At 53.6% G+C, this 16,531-nt stretch carries 21 protein-coding genes and 2 tRNA genes; all 23 read left to right on the forward strand.

The window, feature by feature from the left end; translation table 11 throughout:
* Positions 1-3 precede the first annotated feature (3 nt).
* Positions 4-531 carry a crossover junction endodeoxyribonuclease RuvC gene (gene ruvC / locus CPA50_RS06235; protein WP_096781559.1) on the forward strand — a complete coding sequence of 176 codons (528 nt, stop codon included), beginning with the start codon at positions 4-6 and terminating at the stop codon, positions 529-531.
* Between the two features lie 29 nt (positions 532-560).
* Positions 561-1,190 carry a Holliday junction branch migration protein RuvA gene (ruvA, locus tag CPA50_RS06240; RefSeq protein WP_096781560.1) on the forward strand — a complete coding sequence of 210 codons (630 nt, stop codon included), beginning with the start codon at positions 561-563 and terminating at the stop codon, positions 1,188-1,190.
* A 139-nt stretch (positions 1,191-1,329) separates the two neighbouring features.
* Positions 1,330-2,361, forward strand: a complete 1,032-nt coding sequence (gene ruvB / locus CPA50_RS06245; RefSeq protein WP_096781561.1) for a Holliday junction branch migration DNA helicase RuvB — start codon at positions 1,330-1,332, stop codon at positions 2,359-2,361.
* Positions 2,354-2,815 carry a tol-pal system-associated acyl-CoA thioesterase gene (gene ybgC / locus CPA50_RS06250; RefSeq protein ID WP_227519509.1) on the forward strand — a complete coding sequence of 154 codons (462 nt, stop codon included), beginning with the start codon at positions 2,354-2,356 and terminating at the stop codon, positions 2,813-2,815. The genes ruvB and ybgC overlap by 8 nt, the downstream gene beginning before the upstream one ends.
* Positions 2,816-2,818: 3 nt before the next feature.
* Positions 2,819-3,520, forward strand: a complete 702-nt coding sequence (tolQ, locus tag CPA50_RS06255; protein ID WP_096781563.1) for a protein TolQ — start codon at positions 2,819-2,821, stop codon at positions 3,518-3,520.
* Between the two features lie 46 nt (positions 3,521-3,566).
* Positions 3,567-4,013: a protein TolR gene (tolR, locus tag CPA50_RS06260; protein WP_096781564.1), complete on the forward strand. Its 447-nt coding sequence runs from the start codon at positions 3,567-3,569 to the stop codon at positions 4,011-4,013.
* A 79-nt stretch (positions 4,014-4,092) separates the two neighbouring features.
* Entirely contained in the window at positions 4,093-5,052 is a 960-nt protein-coding gene (gene tolA, locus CPA50_RS06265) for a cell envelope integrity protein TolA (RefSeq protein WP_096782360.1), read from the forward strand.
* A 70-nt stretch (positions 5,053-5,122) separates the two neighbouring features.
* Positions 5,123-6,382, forward strand: coding sequence for a Tol-Pal system beta propeller repeat protein TolB (gene tolB, locus CPA50_RS06270; RefSeq protein WP_413772155.1), 1,260 nt, complete (start codon positions 5,123-5,125; stop codon positions 6,380-6,382).
* 67 nt (positions 6,383-6,449) lie between these two features.
* Complete coding sequence (gene pal / locus CPA50_RS06275) at positions 6,450-7,019, forward strand: peptidoglycan-associated lipoprotein Pal (RefSeq protein ID WP_096781566.1); 570 nt, start codon at positions 6,450-6,452, stop codon at positions 7,017-7,019.
* 27 nt (positions 7,020-7,046) lie between these two features.
* Positions 7,047-7,820 carry a tol-pal system protein YbgF gene (gene ybgF, locus CPA50_RS06280; RefSeq protein ID WP_096781567.1) on the forward strand — a complete coding sequence of 258 codons (774 nt, stop codon included), beginning with the start codon at positions 7,047-7,049 and terminating at the stop codon, positions 7,818-7,820.
* An 86-nt stretch (positions 7,821-7,906) separates the two neighbouring features.
* A tRNA-Lys gene (locus tag CPA50_RS06285) sits at positions 7,907-7,982 on the forward strand.
* Positions 7,983-8,054: 72 nt separating this feature from the next.
* Positions 8,055-8,130, forward strand: a tRNA-Lys gene (locus CPA50_RS06290).
* A 302-nt stretch (positions 8,131-8,432) separates the two neighbouring features.
* Positions 8,433-8,795, forward strand: a complete 363-nt coding sequence (gene eutS, locus CPA50_RS06295) for an ethanolamine utilization microcompartment protein EutS (protein ID WP_096781568.1) — start codon at positions 8,433-8,435, stop codon at positions 8,793-8,795.
* Positions 8,774-9,328, forward strand: a complete 555-nt coding sequence (locus tag CPA50_RS06300) for a EutP/PduV family microcompartment system protein (RefSeq protein WP_227519512.1) — start codon at positions 8,774-8,776, stop codon at positions 9,326-9,328. Before eutS ends, CPA50_RS06300 begins: the two co-directional genes overlap by 22 nt.
* A 24-nt stretch (positions 9,329-9,352) precedes the next feature.
* On the forward strand, positions 9,353-10,048 hold the full coding sequence (gene eutQ / locus CPA50_RS06305; protein WP_096781569.1) for an ethanolamine utilization acetate kinase EutQ: 696 nt from the start codon (positions 9,353-9,355) through the stop codon (positions 10,046-10,048).
* Positions 10,049-10,062: 14 nt separating this feature from the next.
* A complete protein-coding gene (gene eutT, locus CPA50_RS06310; RefSeq protein WP_096781570.1) occupies positions 10,063-10,887 on the forward strand; it encodes an ethanolamine utilization cob(I)yrinic acid a,c-diamide adenosyltransferase EutT in 825 nt (274 codons plus the stop codon).
* Positions 10,884-11,867 (forward strand): phosphate acetyltransferase, encoded by a 984-nt coding sequence (pta, locus tag CPA50_RS06315; RefSeq protein ID WP_202971738.1) that lies wholly within the window; start codon positions 10,884-10,886, stop codon positions 11,865-11,867. The genes eutT and pta overlap by 4 nt, the downstream gene beginning before the upstream one ends.
* A gap of 23 nt (positions 11,868-11,890) precedes the next feature.
* A complete protein-coding gene (gene eutM / locus CPA50_RS06320) occupies positions 11,891-12,190 on the forward strand; it encodes an ethanolamine utilization microcompartment protein EutM (RefSeq protein ID WP_096781571.1) in 300 nt (99 codons plus the stop codon).
* A gap of 91 nt (positions 12,191-12,281) precedes the next feature.
* Positions 12,282-12,602: an ethanolamine utilization microcompartment protein EutM gene (gene eutM, locus CPA50_RS06325; RefSeq protein WP_143750734.1), complete on the forward strand. Its 321-nt coding sequence runs from the start codon at positions 12,282-12,284 to the stop codon at positions 12,600-12,602.
* Positions 12,603-12,633: 31 nt separating this feature from the next.
* Positions 12,634-12,939 carry a EutN/CcmL family microcompartment protein gene (locus CPA50_RS06330; RefSeq protein WP_096781572.1) on the forward strand — a complete coding sequence of 102 codons (306 nt, stop codon included), beginning with the start codon at positions 12,634-12,636 and terminating at the stop codon, positions 12,937-12,939.
* Positions 12,940-12,992: 53 nt separating this feature from the next.
* A complete protein-coding gene (locus CPA50_RS06335; protein WP_096781573.1) occupies positions 12,993-14,390 on the forward strand; it encodes an aldehyde dehydrogenase family protein in 1,398 nt (465 codons plus the stop codon).
* 13 nt (positions 14,391-14,403) lie between these two features.
* Complete coding sequence (gene eutJ / locus CPA50_RS06340; protein WP_096781574.1) at positions 14,404-15,249, forward strand: ethanolamine utilization protein EutJ; 846 nt, start codon at positions 14,404-14,406, stop codon at positions 15,247-15,249.
* A 1-nt stretch (position 15,250) separates the two neighbouring features.
* A complete protein-coding gene (locus tag CPA50_RS06345; RefSeq protein WP_096781575.1) occupies positions 15,251-16,498 on the forward strand; it encodes an iron-containing alcohol dehydrogenase in 1,248 nt (415 codons plus the stop codon).
* Positions 16,499-16,531: the final 33 nt, after the last annotated feature.

The raw sequence follows: 16,531 nt of genomic DNA on the forward strand, positions 1-16,531 counted from the left end.
AATGTGGCGATTATTCTGGGTGTTGACCCCGGTTCAAGGATCACCGGTTACGGTATTATCCGCGTTGAGGGTCGGCACATAGAATATATCGATAGCGGGTGTATCCGCGTGGGCGAAAAGCCCATGGCGGAGCGCCTGCGAATCATATTTCAGAGTCTGGTGAGTCTGATTGGCGAATACCGGCCAGAAGAATTTGCCATTGAACAGGTTTTTATGGCCCGCAACCCCGATTCAGCCCTTAAGCTCGGGCAGGCCCGGGGCGCTGCTATAGTCGGTGCGGCTACAAGTGGTCTGGCCGTCCATGAATACTCTGCCCGGCAGGTCAAGCAGGCTGTGGTAGGTAAGGGCGGTGCCGACAAGTCTCAGGTACAGCACATGGTTCAAGTGTTGCTGTCACTCTCCCGTAAACCCCAGGCTGACGCAGCTGATGCTCTGGCAATTGCGCTGTGCCACGCCCACATGAATCAAAGTATTCTGAGAGTAGCCGGCGGCGCGGGCAAGGCACGTAGCGGGCGAGTGCGACAACAATAAGCTGCTCCGTGGAGCGGCAGGAGGCATTCTTGATAGGTCGTATCCGAGGTATTCTGGTCGAGAAAACACCCGGGCAGGCGTTGGTTGAATGCAGCGGCCTGGGTTACGAAGTTGACATCCCTTACACAACATTCTTTCATCTGCCGGACGCCGGGCAGGAAGTTACCCTTCATACACATTTTGCCGTTCGCGAGGACGCCCAGAGCCTCTTTGGTTTCGCTTCTCGGCTTGACCGGGATCTGTTCCGGCTTCTCATAAAGGTGAACGGTGTCGGCCCGAAGCTGGCCATCGGTATTTTGTCTGGTCTTAATGCCCAGCAGTTTATTCATTGCGTTGAGAGCCGCGATATCAAGTCGTTGGTGAAGCTCCCGGGTGTGGGAAAGAAAACTGCGGAACGTCTGTTGATCGAGATGGCAGACCGCATAAGTCAGCTGGAAGGTCAGTTTATCCCTGCGTCGGGCAGTACGGCGGGCTCTGTAACAGATTCCCCTCAGCTTTCAATGGCAGCACATCGCCCTGCTGATGAAGCCGAAGCGGCGCTCATAGCTCTTGGGTATAAGCCTCAGGAGGCGGAGCGGGCAATCGCCAAAGTGGCTGAAGAGGGAATGTCCAGCGAGGCCCTTATCAGGCTCGCTCTGAGAAATATGATCCCGGCTTGATGACGTGACTTTAATGTGTCGCTTATATAGCGCCAAACCTGTAGAGAGCGTAACGTGACACGCGCAGTGCTGTTTGTACAATTGACGTTCTTCTCTCTGCGCTTGGCGGTCTATTGATTCCCGATAAACGGAAGAATAAATGATTGAATCCGACCGACTGATCTCGGCCCGGGCCGGTGATAACGAAGAGGTTCAGGATCGTGCTATCCGGCCCGCCCTGCTCGCCGAGTATGTGGGGCAGCCTGCAGTACGAGAGCAGATGGATATCTTTATTTCGGCAGCCCGTGGTCGCCGGGAAGCGCTGGACCATGTCCTCATTTTCGGGCCTCCGGGGCTCGGCAAAACCACACTAGCCAATATTATTGCCAATGAGATGAATGTGGCGATAAAGACGACCTCCGGACCGGTTCTTGAAAAAGCCGGGGATCTTGCTGCGATGCTGACCAATCTTGAGGAGGGCGACGTTCTCTTTATCGATGAAATACATCGTCTCAGCGCTGTAGTAGAAGAAATACTGTATCCGGCCATGGAAGACTATCAGCTGGACATCATGATTGGTGAAGGGCCCGCAGCGCGCTCAATCAAGCTCGATTTGCCGCCTTTTACGCTCGTTGGTGCAACCACCCGGGCCGGGTTGCTGACGTCACCCTTGCGGGATCGTTTCGGCATAGTGCAGCGTCTGGAATTTTATAATACTGCGGACCTCACCCACATTATCGTGCGGTCTGCACGGCTTTCAGGTGTCGATATTGATGAGGAAGGCGCCTATGAGATAGCGCGTCGCTCAAGGGGAACGCCACGGATAGCTAACCGCCTGTTACGTCGGGTAAGAGATTACGCAGAAGTGCGGGCTGACGGACACATAAATGCCGGGATTGCGGATCAGGCTCTGAACATGCTGAAAGTAGACAGCGAGGGCTTTGACCATATGGACAGACGCCTGCTTCTGGCGATGATCGAGAAGTTTGATGGCGGCCCGGTAGGGGTTGAAAGCCTTGCGGCAGCGATCAGTGAAGAGCGGGGTACTATTGAAGATGTACTTGAGCCTTTTCTGATTCAGCAGGGTTTTATGTTGCGTACCCCCCGCGGTCGAATGGTGACATCCCACGCATATGAGCATTTCGGGATTGCCAGGGATAGTTCAGGCTCTGACGGAGGTTCTTTTGAGTGACAGCGAACCGTTAGCCAAGTTTGGTTGGCCTGTCCGTGTATATATCGAAGATACGGACGCCGGCGGCATTGTTTTTCATGCCCGCTACCTGCACTACATGGAACGGGCCCGGACAGAGTGGGTGCGCAGTTGTGGTGTCGGGCTCCGGGCAGGGATGGCTGATAATATAAGCTATGTAGTTCAGCGTTTGTCCATTCATTACGCCGCGCCAGCGAAGCTTGATGACGAACTTGTCGTAACGGCAGAGCCAGTGGCCTTCGGCCGGGTCTGGATGGAATTCAGACAGCGGGTTGTAAGAGTGCGGGATCGCAAACAGTTGTGTGAAGCAGATGTAAAAGTAGCCTGTGTAGCCCTCGATAGCGGGCGGCCAATACGGTTACCGGATAATATGCGGGGTTTGCTTGAGCAGAGCAGGCCGCACCCTGAAACAGAACACGGAACAAGCCAGGAGTAAGCGGTGGATTCGGAATTGTCAGTGTGGAGTCTGATCTCAAACGCCGGTGTGCTGGTGCAACTTGTCATGTTGCTACTTGCAGCCGCATCGGTAGTGTCCTGGGCGCTGATATTTCAGCGCTCTCAGGTATTTCGTAAGGCCCGCCAGGCACAACTTGCGTTTGAAGAACGCTTCTGGTCAGGCATGGATCTGGGACAGCTCTACCGCGAGGTGAATGCTGAACCCACGCCTTTTTCTGGTATGGAATCCCTGTTTCGTGCCGGCTTCAAAGAGTTTTCGCGGTTACGTCAGCAAAGCCGTGATGCTGATGCCGTTATGGAAGGAACTCAGCGAGCCATGCGGGTTGCATTTTCCCGGGAACAGGAGCGCTTTGAAGCCCATCTTCCGTTTCTTGCCACTGTAGGGTCCACAAGCCCTTATGTCGGCCTGTTCGGTACAGTATGGGGCATCATGAACTCATTCCGTGGCCTGGCACAGGTTCAGCAGGCTACGCTGGCTACTGTTGCACCTGGTATTTCTGAAGCACTTATCGCCACAGCCATGGGGCTTTTTGCGGCCATTCCTGCGGTTATCGCCTACAACCGCTTTTCAACCAAGTCGGATGCGCTTCTGAAGCATTACGAAACCTTTGCTGAAGAGTTCTCCAGTATTCTGCATCGCCGTGTTCATAGTGCCAGTAACAGTACCGACAGGGGCGCAGAGTAGTGACGCGGGTAATAACGCCTACTGTTAACAGCCGGAGTGCAACACTATGAAAGGCATAGGAATGATGCCCGAAAACCGGCGTAAGCCGATGGCTGAAATCAATGTTGTTCCGTACATCGACGTGATGTTGGTGCTGTTGATTATTTTCATGGTCACGGCACCTATGCTGACTCAGGGCGTCAAAGTGGATCTACCGGAGACGGCATCCAACCCGATTCAGGCGGATAAGGATGTTGAATCCATTGTTGTCTCCGTAGACGCCAATGGAGCCTATTATGTTGAAGTAGGGGACAAGGGGAGCGATCCCATGCCGCTTTCGGAAGTGCGTGCTCAGGTGGCAAAGATTCTGTCACAGAGAACGTCCAGCGATATTCTCGTGCGCGGAGACCAGAATGTGGAGTACGGCATCGTAGTTCGTTTGATGGCAGCTCTTCAGGGCGCGGGGGCAACCAGTATTGGTCTGATCACCGACACGCTCCCGGACGAAACGTGAGATCAGGGCAGGCGGAATTGTTGTGACAGGTCAGGAACGGGAAATTACCAGCTCCGGAGTGCCTCCCTGGAAGTCACCAGTGGCACTGTCAGTTGCTTTGCATCTGCTTATCGTCGGCGTGGCCCTTGCGGGCTGGTCGTGGTCTTCTTCTATTCAGGAGCCCCCGCCAGACAGCATTTCAGCTCGCCTTATTACCCAGCAGAAACCGGAGCCCAGTCCGGTTCTCGAACCGGTAGACCAGCCGGATCGGGAGCAGGAGCGGAAGGAAACCGAAAAGCAGAAACAGGCCGAAGTTCAGAAGCGTCAGGATGAAGAAGCACGCAAGGTCGCAGAGCAGAAAAAACGTGAAGAGGCTGAGCGCAAAACGGAAGAGCAAAAGCGCCAGCAGGCAAAGGCCGAAGAGCTGAAGGCGGAAAAAAACCGGGAGGCTGAAGCCGCTCGCAAGAAAGCCGAAGCTGAGGCGAAAGAACGTGAACGCGTAAAGGCAGAGGCCGAAGCGGAGAAGCAGCGCCAGCAGGAAGCCAGGCGTAAGGCTGAAGAGGAAAAAAAGCGTAAAGAAGAAGCTGAGCGTAAGAAGCAGGAAGAGCTGGCTCGTAAAGAGGCTGAACGCAAGCGGAAGGAGGCGGAGCGCCGGCTGCAGGAGCAGCAACTGGAAGCTCAGGCCGAGCAGTCCAGAAAAGCCCGGGCAGATGAGGCACGGCGTAAAGAGCAGGCTGCCGCTGCCAAGGCCCGGCAGGCGCAGATGCTGTCGGATAGCCAGAAATATCAGCAGTTGATACGTGACAAGCTTAACCGAGCCTGGTATGTGCCCTCGTCAGCCACGGAAGAGATGACGGCACGATTGCAAATCACCTTGTTGCCAACTGGTGAGCTGGCCAGTGTAAAACTTGTCGCCAGTAGCGGAAATAAAGCGTTCGATAACTCAACTATAAATGCAGTAAGGTCATCTAACCGGTATCCGGTCCCGAGTGAGCGGGATACATTTGAAACCTATTTCCGTCAGTTCACGATTGAATTCAATCCAAGAAGATTGAGATAAGGAAGCGGGTAACACCATGGTACAGAGAATGTCATTCAGGCCCTCAAAGGCAGTGTTTACAGTGGTTGTCATGATGCTTCTGTCGGCGGCCAGCGCCCAGGCTGAATTACTGATACGGGTGACCGAAGGCGCTGATTCTGCTATTCCGATCTCAGTGGTTCCGTTTGCAGAAAATGGAAGCATGCCTGCAGGTGACAAGGTAAGCAGTATTGTGCAGGCCGATCTGGCCATGAGTGGTGAGTTTCGGCCTTTGCCGCCCGAGAAAATGCTGAGCCTTCCATCAAAACGGTCAGACGTGTATTTCCGGGACTGGCGTCTGCTCGGGCAGCGTTATGTACTGGTTGGGGAGCTGACACTTAACGGCGACAGAGTGCAGGCCCGCTACGAATTGTTTGATGTAAACCGTGAAGAACGAATACTCGGCGAGACAGCTGCTGCGCCAGCTTCAAATATGCGCTCTCTGGCTCACCACATCAGCGATAAAGTTTATGAGGCTATTACAGGGGTTCCCGGTGCATTCTCCACCAAGCTTGCCTATGTAACGCTCGACAGGGCTAACGGGCAGGCTCGTTACCGTTTGCAGGTAAGTGATATCGATGGAAAGCGCGCGCGCATCCGGCTGGAGAGCAAGGAGCCTATTTTGTCGCCAGCCTGGTCGCCGGATGGCAAGAAGCTGGCGTATGTCTCGTTTGAAACCGGCAAGCCTGTTATTTTTGTTCACGAACTTGGCTCTGGCAACCGCACTAAAGTGGCGGATTTCCCCGGCCTGAATTCGGCTCCGGCCTGGTCACCGGATGGACAATCCATGCTGATGACCCTTTCAAAAGATGGCAATGCAGAAATATATGAGATGAATCTGCAGACCCGTAAAACGACCAAGCTTACCAATCACTGGGCGATTGATACTGAAGCAGCCTGGGATGCCTCAGGTAATGGGATATTCCTGACATCGGATCGTTCGGGTGGCCCCCAGATCTATCGTATGTCAAAGCGCGGAGCTGAACCTCAGCGGATTACATTTGGTAGTCGGTACAATGCGCGCCCACGCCCGGACAACGCCGGTAATTACGTGTATTACGTCCACCAGCGTGATCGCGCATTCACTATCGCCCGTACCAACCTGAAAACCGGTGAGGAGACAGTCCTCACCCGCACCGGATCTGATGAGTCTCCCAGTGTGTCGCCAAATGGTCGCATGTTGATTTATGCCACCAAGCAAAGTGGCGAAAGCGTGCTGACAGTCATTTCCGCTAGCGGCGGCGCTGCGTATAGTCTGCCCGCGTCAGAGGGCGATGTCCGTGACCCGGCCTGGGGTCCGATTGTAAGGTAGTCGATCAGTAATAAAGTAGTTATCTGAAAAGCAGAAGTTCAAGTCAACCAAAGGAAAGGAACGGATTATGAAGTTGTCAGCTCAAACCAAAGTACTCGCTCTTTTGTTTTCTGCAGGCCTCTTTGCCGGTTGTAGCACTACCGGTGAAAATATGGATGAAGAAGGCTATGGCTCTGATGTAGCCGCCATTGATCAGGATGGCGGTTCAACCGTTTATGGCGGTGGAGATCAGAGTGGTATTTCTTCGTCCTCAATGACTGAAGAAGAGCGGATGGAAGCTCAGCAACAAGCTGAGCAGGAAGCCCTGCGCGACATTACTACCTTCTATTTTGATTTTGATACCTCCGAAATCAAGCCGGAAGCCCGGGACGTACTTATGGCCCATGCCCGTTACCTGTCCAGCAATCCTGGCCAGAAAGTGCGGCTTGAAGGTCACGGTGATGAGCGTGGTTCCAAGGAATACAACCTCGCTTTGGGTGAGCGCCGTGCCAACGCCGTTCAGCGTTTCCTGATTGTGAATGGTGCTTCACGGGGCCAGATGGAAACCGTAAGCTATGGTGAAGAGAAGCCGGCGGTGATGGGTTCGTCAGAGAGCGCATGGGCACAGAATCGCCGTGTGGAACTCGTATTCGAGTAAACGCACACACAACATCAGGTTAACTCCATGAGAAAGCAACTCATGGCGGCAGTTGTTATCCCGCTTGCCTTGGGGCAGGCGGGAATGACGCTGGCGCAGTCATCGACCCCCGCATTTCAGAGCAACGCTTCTGAGGCTCAACGAAAGGCCAATGCCAGCCAGGCGACGTCTGAGCTCTTTTACATGATCCAGCAGCTGCAGGGCGAAGTCAGGCGGCTTCAGGGTGAAGCAGAAGAGCAGCGACATCTCATAAAACGGCTGCAGGACCAGGGCAGAGATCGGTATATCGATCTGGACCAGCGTATCCTGGACCTTTCCGAGAAGGTTTCCGCCCAGCCTCAGTCTGCTGGCTCACCGGATGGAGGGACTGACGCCGGGGATGCGGTGGCAGCCGAGATACGTGAATATCGCCAGCCCGGCGCCGAAGAGCGCAAGGCATACAAAGCCATTCAGGATCTTATTCACAACCAGAAAAAGTATGATGAAGCCATTAGCCGGCTTTATGAATTTACCGATAAGTATCCTGAAGGGGATCTTACGGTGAATGCCTACTACTGGCTGGGAGAGGTCTACCTGGTAAAGCCTCAGCTTGAGCAGGCCCGGCAGGCGTTTTCAATTGTAGCAACCCGTTACGCGGATCATCGCAAAGCCCCGGACGCTGTATACAAGTTAGGTATCACTCTGGACCGGCTGAATAAAAAAACCGAGGCTCGTCTCCAGATGGAGCAGGTGATAAGTGACTATCCGGAAAGCGATGCAGCGCGTCTGGCCAAAAAATATATGGCATCAGATCAGGGTTGAGACTGACCGGTTTGAAAAAAAATTGAAGAACATGGGCTGAAGGGGTTGATCGGCGGGGAAAAATCATTACTATATGCGCCTCGCTTGGGTCGTTAGCTCAGTTGGTAGAGCAGTTGGCTTTTAACCAATTGGTCGATGGTTCGAATCCATCACGACCCACCATATTCGATATTCCGGGGCTTGTTCTGAGCAGCCGCGGGATCGATCAGGGTCCAGGCACTGATCACCAGTTTTGGGTCGTTAGCTCAGTTGGTAGAGCAGTTGGCTTTTAACCAATTGGTCGATGGTTCGAATCCATCACGACCCACCATATTTTGAAGCTTTAAAATTGAAGCTTATAAGGACTGCAGAAATGCAGTCCTTTTTTTTTGCCGGTTTATTTCTGCAATCCCTGTTCCTCCTGTCTGATTTACATCTTTTCCCTAGTTGCAATCAGCAACCATAATTTGACCAGCATCAATTCTTCAACGCATTGGTTTCGTGAAGGCTGGTAATTGGACTGGCGTGGTCTAGGATAGTTATATGTTCGGGTTACATCTTGTAACCGCATGTTCAGGTTACAGCTTGGGTGCGCCAATTGTCAGAGGCACCTGAGAAGCGGGGTGTTCTATAGTGACTTTGAGCAGTTCTGGCGAATCAGCCGATATCGAACGCATCATTCAGGAATATGTTCCAGGCAAGCAGGTAACTCTGGCGCATTTGCTCGCAAACCCTACTGAAGATCTTTGTCACAAGGTTGGAGTTGAGCATGCGGAGGCTGTTGGCATTCTTACCCTGACGCCTGGTGAAACAGCCATTATCGCCGGAGACGTAGCAACCAAGTTTGCATCAGTCAAAATCGGATTTCTGGATCGTTTTTCGGGGGCACTTGTCCTTACCGGGAGTATTGGGTCGGTAGAAGAAGCATTAAGCGCGATTCTGTCTACATTGGAGTCGTCACTGGGATACAGAGTATGTCAGGCAACCCGGACGTGAAGGAGCACCAACTACATCCTGATCTGGCAGATTTTGTGCTGGTGGGTGATGTCGGGAGCGGCAAGACAGCGCTCACACTTGCACTGCTTGAATCCACTGACGAACTGCTGAAAACCCAGGCTGTTGTGTTCCATCCCAGTCATGTTGTGGACACGCCAGGCGAGTTCACCAGCCGCCCTGCATACTATGGCGCTTTGCTGGCTACCATCGCGGAAATCAGCACGGTTGTGTATCTGCAGCCTGCCAACAGCAGAGCCTTTTCTTTGCCTCCGGGCCTTTTGCATGTCTATCCCGACAAACGGGTTATCGGAGTGGTCAGTAAAACGGATTTGCCCGACGCCGATACTGAATCAGCCTGTCGGGTAATGGCAGATCATAATATTTCTCCACCATATTTTCTGACTTCAACCGCAACCGGCGAGGGCGTTGCCGATTTGAGGTCTTTTCTGATCAGTTTACAAACATCGGATGCCGGTATGGGTGCCTGCGAAGAACCTGGCGAACAGGCGGTCATCGGCGGAAATGAATATTGATACAAACCTGATAGGGGCCGGATTATGAAATCTCTGTTTACGGCTGAAAAAATAAAGGAACTTCACAAGAGCGGGGAAACCTCCGTAGAGGTCTCTCCCCAGAGCACAATCATTACGCCTGAAGCGCGCGATGTTGCCAAAAAGCTCGGTGTGAAAATTATTGATGTCACGGCCAGCATCGAGCCTCGGAAAAGCAGTAGATCTCAAGAGGGCAGCCTCCCTGACAATCTTCAGGATATCAAAAAGGCGGTAAGGGATAAGTTGCCAGCCGGGCACCAGAATTCCGCCTTGCTTGATCAACTGATCGAAAAGGCCCTGAAGGAGTTGCAGCATCAGGATGAGGCAGGCCCGTCATGTGAGCGTGAGAAAGCCCCAAATGGCGTTGTTCTTGTGCGTGGCAGTTCTGTTAAACCCGGTAAGTTCGAGGGTGCAGGCGGCAAGCCCATAGGCCTGACCGATGTTATTGGTTCCGCCGATAACAGCTCCATTGCTGCTGGCTATATGCAGTGGGAGAACTGCAGTTTCCCGTGGACCCTGACCTACGATGAGATTGATGTGGTTCTGGAAGGTGAGTTGCACATTACCTGTGGCAATAAGACTCATGTTGGCAAGCCGGGTGATGTGTTTTTTATACCCAAGGGCGCGGCAATTGAGTTTGGATCTCCCGGGAAAGTGCGGTTTGTGTATGTGACTTACCCGGCGGACTGGTCAGCGCAATAAAAGGGGTTGTATCGATGCCATCCTGGATTACAGAAGCCAGTTTGCGAGCCGAGCATGGTCTGGCCCATGGCAGCGAGATTCACCTGCCTGAAGGCGCCAGACTTACCCCGTCTGCAAGTCAGCTTCTGGCCGAGCGCAAGATCCGTATCAAATATATAGCCGATGACGGCCGGGTTTTTCTTCCTGATGATGGGGATGCAGGTGCAAGCCAGAAAACTCCGGTGCACCCACTCACCAGTGCGAATGCACGGCCTGGCAATCGTTGTGCCGTATGCAACAGCCACGTTGAAAAGAAAACCGAGTTGCTGACCTTGCTGGACAGTGAGCAGCTGGTTCCCAAGACGCACCCCAGAATCGCACTGCGAGGCAAGCTGGATACACTGATTTCACAGACCGTATGGGTACAGACTCAGTTTGCTGTCAGCTTTGAAAAATACCCGCTGCTGTGCCACTCCCTGGCAGACCTGCGCTCATTTATGGGCAACCTTCTGCGTAGCGAAGTCACCGGCGAGATTCAGCCAGAGATCAGCATGGGTGATCTGGATGATGAAACCATTCACCGGATCTCTCATCACCCTCTGAAATACCTTGGTCACGACCACATAGTTCCGGAATTGTCCCACGGCCCAAACGTATCCTTGCTGAACGTTCTCAGGGCAATGGCGCGGGAAGCGGAAGTTGAGGCCTGCAAGGCCTTTCAGACGGACAGCTTCAGTCTTACACGGCCAGATATCGTGCAGGGGCTCAATCGCCTGAGCAGTGCGCTTTATGTGTTGATGCTCATGGTTCTTGTGGTTGAAACAACCGGATCACTTCCCGAACTCGGAGTGATCTCGTGATCAGGGTGATGGAGCAGTGCCGGAATTCTTGTCGCGAAGCCCCCCGGCGCATCGTTTTCCCTGATGCGCTTGATGAAAGGGTTTTGCACGCAGCAAATGAATTGCAGCAGCGCGGTCTGGCTCAACCCGTTTTGCTTGGTAACCCGTTTGAGCTTCGGGATTACGCCCAGAAAGCGGGAATAGCTATGCAGTGTTTTTCAATTGTGGATCCATTGCACTCACCATGGATGGATTCGTTTATCAGTGCTTACCAGGATAAGAATGAGGGAGTAGGCAAGGATGAAGCCCGGGACCTCATGCGTGACCCGTTGTTTTTCGGAGCCATGATGGTAAAGCGCGAGCATGCTGATATCTGTATTGCCGGCAATAATTCAACCAGCGGCAATGTTATCCGTGCGGCCATAAGGGTTATTGGTGCGGCTGGGGGGCATAAAACGGTGTCCTCATTTTTTCTCATGTCCTCCGCCGATGGTAGCGACATACGATTGTTTGCTGATGCAGGGGTTATTCCACAGCCCACAGTGGAACAGCTTTCTGATATTGCCATCGACTCAGCCCGCAGTTTCGAAAGGCTTACAGGAGAGCAGGCGCGGGTCGCTTTGCTGTCATTTTCTACCAAAGGCAGTTCTCAGCATCCGGCAGCCAGGCGGGTCGTGGAAGCGTTTGAGCTGACGCGCTCCCGGGCTCCGTCGCTGATTATTGATGGTGAATTGCAGTTTGATGCAGCTGTGGTGCCCTCAGTTGCCATGAAAAAGGCACCTGACAGCCCCTTGAAAGGCAATGCGAATGTTCTGATATTCCCATCACTTGAAGCTGGAAATATCGCTTATAAGGTCGCCCAGCGCATGGGTAATTACATGGCGCTGGGGCCGATGCTGGAAGGTTTGGCGAAACCTATGCATGACTTGTCACGAGGCTGCACGGCCGACGATATCGTCGACGTCGCTATTGTGGCGTCATGCCTGGTTAACAATGAGTAGTGACACCCTGAGGAGAACTAACCATGAACGAAGCACTTGGAATTATTGAGACAAAGGGCCTGACCGCCCTGATTGAGGCCTCTGATGCCATGGTCAAGGCAGCCAGAGTTCAGCTTGTTGGCTACAAACAGATTGGTAGTGGTCTTGTAACTGCGATGGTTCGGGGCGATGTAGCCGCCTGTAAGGCAGCCACGGATGCCGGTGCCGCCGCAGCGCAGAGGCTGGGTGAACTGGTGGCTGTACACGTGATTCCGCGTCCGCACGGAGATCTGGAATCCATATTCCCTATTACTCCTACCGGACAGCCTTTATCCGACGCCTGAGACAATCAGGCAATAATGAAAAAGGTTTATTCAGATGAACGCAGTCTGGAAGCAGGCTTCAGAACAAGCCGAAAGGCACGAGGGTACCAGCATGATGGAAGCATTAGGCATTATTGAAACAAAAGGTCTGACGGCTTTGATAGAAGCCTCTGACGCCATGGTAAAAGCTGCCAGAGTTGAACTGGTGGGCTATGAGCAAATCGGCCATGGCTACGTCACTGCTCTGGTCAGAGGTGATGTTGCTGCCTGTAAAGCTGCGACAGACGCTGGAGCAGCAGCAGCGCAGCGGCTTGGTGAGCTGATTGCCGTCCATGTTATTCCACGTCCACACACGGACCTCGAAGCTATTTTTCCGATTGTGCCGAGAAAGACGGTAGAGCCGGGAAAGCAGAATCCGGGCAAGAAAGCATAGGGCTAAGGCCAATTGATCTGGAAGATATCCCATGAGACTTGCAAAGGTAATTGGTCAAGTTGTCGCTACTGTCCGCAGCGAGCGGTTGGGGATGGATAAGCTGGCGTTGATCAAGTTTATCGATCAGGACGGAAAAGAGGAAAGCCCGGTCATGGTTGCAGCTGACCGGCTGGGCGCTGGGGAAGGTGAATGGGTACTGGTGGTCGGTGGCAGCTCTGCCCGCATGTCTATAGACAGCGTCGGCCACACACCTGTCGATCTCAGTATCGTGGGTATTATCGATGAAGTTACCGGTGGCTCGGAAACCTGGTTCCGGAAATCTCAGCGACGTTACTAGGCCACTTTTATAAGGCTGCCAGAGATCGTGTGGCAGCCTCGGGGAGAGGGAAAATGCAGATGGATGCACAGCAGATAGAATCCATCGTTCGCCGCGTTATCGAGCAGTTACACTCGCCGCAGTGCGATGGTGAAAGTTACGGGGTATTCAGGACACTTGATGATGCGGTGGCGGCCGCTCAGGGTGCCCATAAGCAGTTAAAGTCGGTGGCCCAGAGAGAAGCAATTATTGCAGCTATCCGTCGTATGGGGCGCGAGCATGTGCAGGAGCTGTCCCAGCTCGCTGTTCAGGAAACAGGGTACGGCCGGGTAGAAGATAAAATACGCAAACACAATCTGGTACTCGATAAAACACCAGGGGTAGAAGCCATTATGCCGGTAGCGCTTACCGGTGATCATGGGCTGTCTCTTGTCGAGAATGCGCCCTGGGGTGTAATAGCATCTGTTACTCCCTCAACCAATCCGTCTGTAACCATTCTGAACAACGCGATCAGCATGATCGCAGCCGGTAACTCCGTTGTGTTCTCCCCGCACCCTGCAGCGAAAGCGGTGTCCCAGCGCGCTATTCAGTTAGTCAATCGTGCATCGGTAAGTGCTGGAGGGCCAGCGAATCTGGTTACCTGTGTGGAAAATCCCACGATCGAGGTAGCCACCCGTCTGTTCAGTTTTCCGGGTATTCGTCTGCTCACTATTACTGGTGGTGATGCGGTGGTGAACGCTGCACGCAAGGTCACCGACAAGCGCCTGATAGCCGCAGGGCCAGGTAATCCGCCGGTCGTGGTGGATGAAACGGCTGATATTGAGCGGGCGGCGATCAGCATCGTGCAGGGCGCGTCGTTTGACAACAACATTATCTGTGTTGATGAAAAAGAAATTGTCGCCGTCGATTCCATAGCGACAGAGTTGAAAGAGGCCATGTGCAGGCATGGTGCCGCAGAGATTAATGCGGATCAGGCAGACGCTATAGCAAGGCTGGTGCTGGCAGGTTACCCAGGCCCCAATCCGCGTCCGAAACCGGAATGGGTGGGGCGAGATGCAGAAAAAATCGCCGCAGCAGCGGGCTTCAGTGTCCCGGCAGGCACTCGTTTGCTAGTCACAGAAACCGCGCGGGATCATGCTTTTGCCACAACTGAAATGATGCTCCCGGTTATTGCGCTGATACGCGCCAGGGATGCGGACGAAGCTATTGACTGGGCAGTGGAACTGGAAGCCGGAAATCTCCATACCGCCGCCATGCATTCCCGGAATATCGACAATCTCTCCCGTATGGCTCTGGAAATTAACTGCAGTCTGTTTGTGAAAAATGGGCCATGCATTGCCGGGCTGGGCGCGGGAGGCGAAGGATGGACATCCATGACGATATCAACCCCCACAGGTGAAGGCGTTACCAATGCGAGCACTTTTGTGCGCAAGCGGCGTTGCACCATGGTGGATTCGTTCCGGATCGTCTGATAAGGAGATAGTAATGAGCAGGACAATGGCCGAGGTTAACCGGTTGCTGAAGAAAACTGCCGGCCTGATCAACGATGACACCAGCAGCCCATTTCAGGGTGAGTTCAGAGTAGGCGTCGATCTGGGCACAGCCGATATTCAGACAATTGTGCTGGATGCCGAGGGTAACCCGTTGGCCGGTTATATGGATTGGGCCAATGTCGTCCGGGATGGTGTGGTCGTCGATTTCTTTGGCGCCAGCCAGATTGTCCGGGAACAGGTCCGGCGTGCAAGTGACAAGCTGGGTATTCATATTGAACATGTCAGCACGTCTTTTCCTCCAGGTACCGACTCACGTATTTCAACCAACGTTATTGAAGCTGCCGGTCTTGAAGTGGCTGGCGTTATTGATGAGCCAAGCAGTGTGGCGAAGCTGTTGCAGCTTGATCATGCGGCGGTGGTTGATATCGGTGGTGGAACCACGGGAACCGCCATTATAGAACAGGGCCAGGTTGTCTGTTCCAGGGATGATGCCACCGGTGGCCGTCACATAACGCTGGCTCTGGCTGGCCACTTCGGTATTCCCTATGAGGAGGCCGAAGAGATGAAGCGCACGAGCAAGGATCTTGCTCTGTGCCGGCTGGTGACACCGGTAATTGCGAAAATGGCAGATATTGTTCATGGCCATATCGCGGGTAAGAAGGTGCCAGCCATCTATCTGACCGGAGGCTCCTGTGCGTTGCCGGGATTTCTTGAGGTATTTGCTGCGGAGTTTCCGGATGTTGAGGTTCTGCTTCCTTCGCACCCGCTCTATCTGACGCCACTGGCGATTGCCAGCTATTCGGACGTACTCGAGGCAAGAGAAGTGAGGGCCGGATGATATGCATTCGCTAGAACAGTCACTGGACAAAGCGTTGATCGAAGACATTGTCACCCGCACGGTAGATGAGCTGACGCCCCACGGTCTGTTCAACTTTAATGCACCTCGCCAGACATTGATGGGCGAGGGTGCAATTCTCAGAATTGGTGAGATGCTCGGCAAGCTGGGTGTAACTCATGTGCTGGTAGTTGCAGACCGTGTGGTGCATGAAAAAGGCCTGATGAAAAGCATGGAGCGCAGCCTCGAACGCGCTGGCATTGAGTTCACAATTTATCCCGCGATCACTCAGGAACCTGATGAAACGGTCGTCGCTTCTGCTACTGATCTGCTGACCCGAAACAAGGCAGACTTTGTACTCGGTTTTGGTGGTGGATCCGCGCTGGATGCAGCCAAGGCCATTGCCCTGACGGGAAGCAGCCAGAGCAGCCTGCACCAACTGGCAGAGCCGGGATTCAGTGGTCGCCGGAGTGTCGGTTTGGGTGCGGTGCCAACAACAGCCGGTACAGGGTCGGAAGTCACTGATATCAGTGTAATCATGCGCGCTGACCGGCTGCACAAGTTTGTTATCAAGAATGGCGATCTTATGCCTGACCTGGCGATCGTTGACCCGGGTCTTATGCTCAATCTGCCGCCAATGGTGACTGCTGCAACCGGTATTGATGCACTCACCCATGCCATTGAAGCCTATGCTGCGCGTAACTCCCATCCGCTCGCAAAGGCGTTGGCTATATGTGCGATACAGAGCATTGCTGAGGCGTTGCCTGTTGTGGTGGGCAACGGGAGAGATCAGGCAGCCCGGCTTACCATGTCAACCTCGTCCTATAAAGCAGGGCTTGCATTCAGTAATTCCGGGCTCGGTCTGGTTCATGCCATATCCCATCAGATTGGCCCCCGCTACAACCTGGCCCATGGCATCGCCAACGGAATTCTTCTTCCTTACGTAATGAAGTTCAATGCTCTGGTTTGCCAGCGTGAGTATGCCGCCATCGCCCATATGCTGGGCGTTACCCATGCCGGAATGACAGAGCGGGAGCAGTGTATGGCGTCAATCGACGCAGTCAGACAACTGCTCTCCGATATAGGGTTACCCGAAGATCTCGCGGGAACGGATATTCGCCGTGACGACTTTAACGCGATTGCGACTGAAGCTCTGACGGACGTTTGTATCGCGACCAACCCGAGAGACGTTACCGAAGTGGATATTGTGAAACTGCTTGAAGAGGCCTGCGGTACCAAAAAGAACCTGTGATTCGAATATTTGCTAGCAAGCGGAGAGCCGAAT

The organism is Marinobacter sp. ANT_B65 (genome assembly GCF_002407605.1).
GTDB lineage: Bacteria > Pseudomonadota > Gammaproteobacteria > Pseudomonadales > Oleiphilaceae > Marinobacter.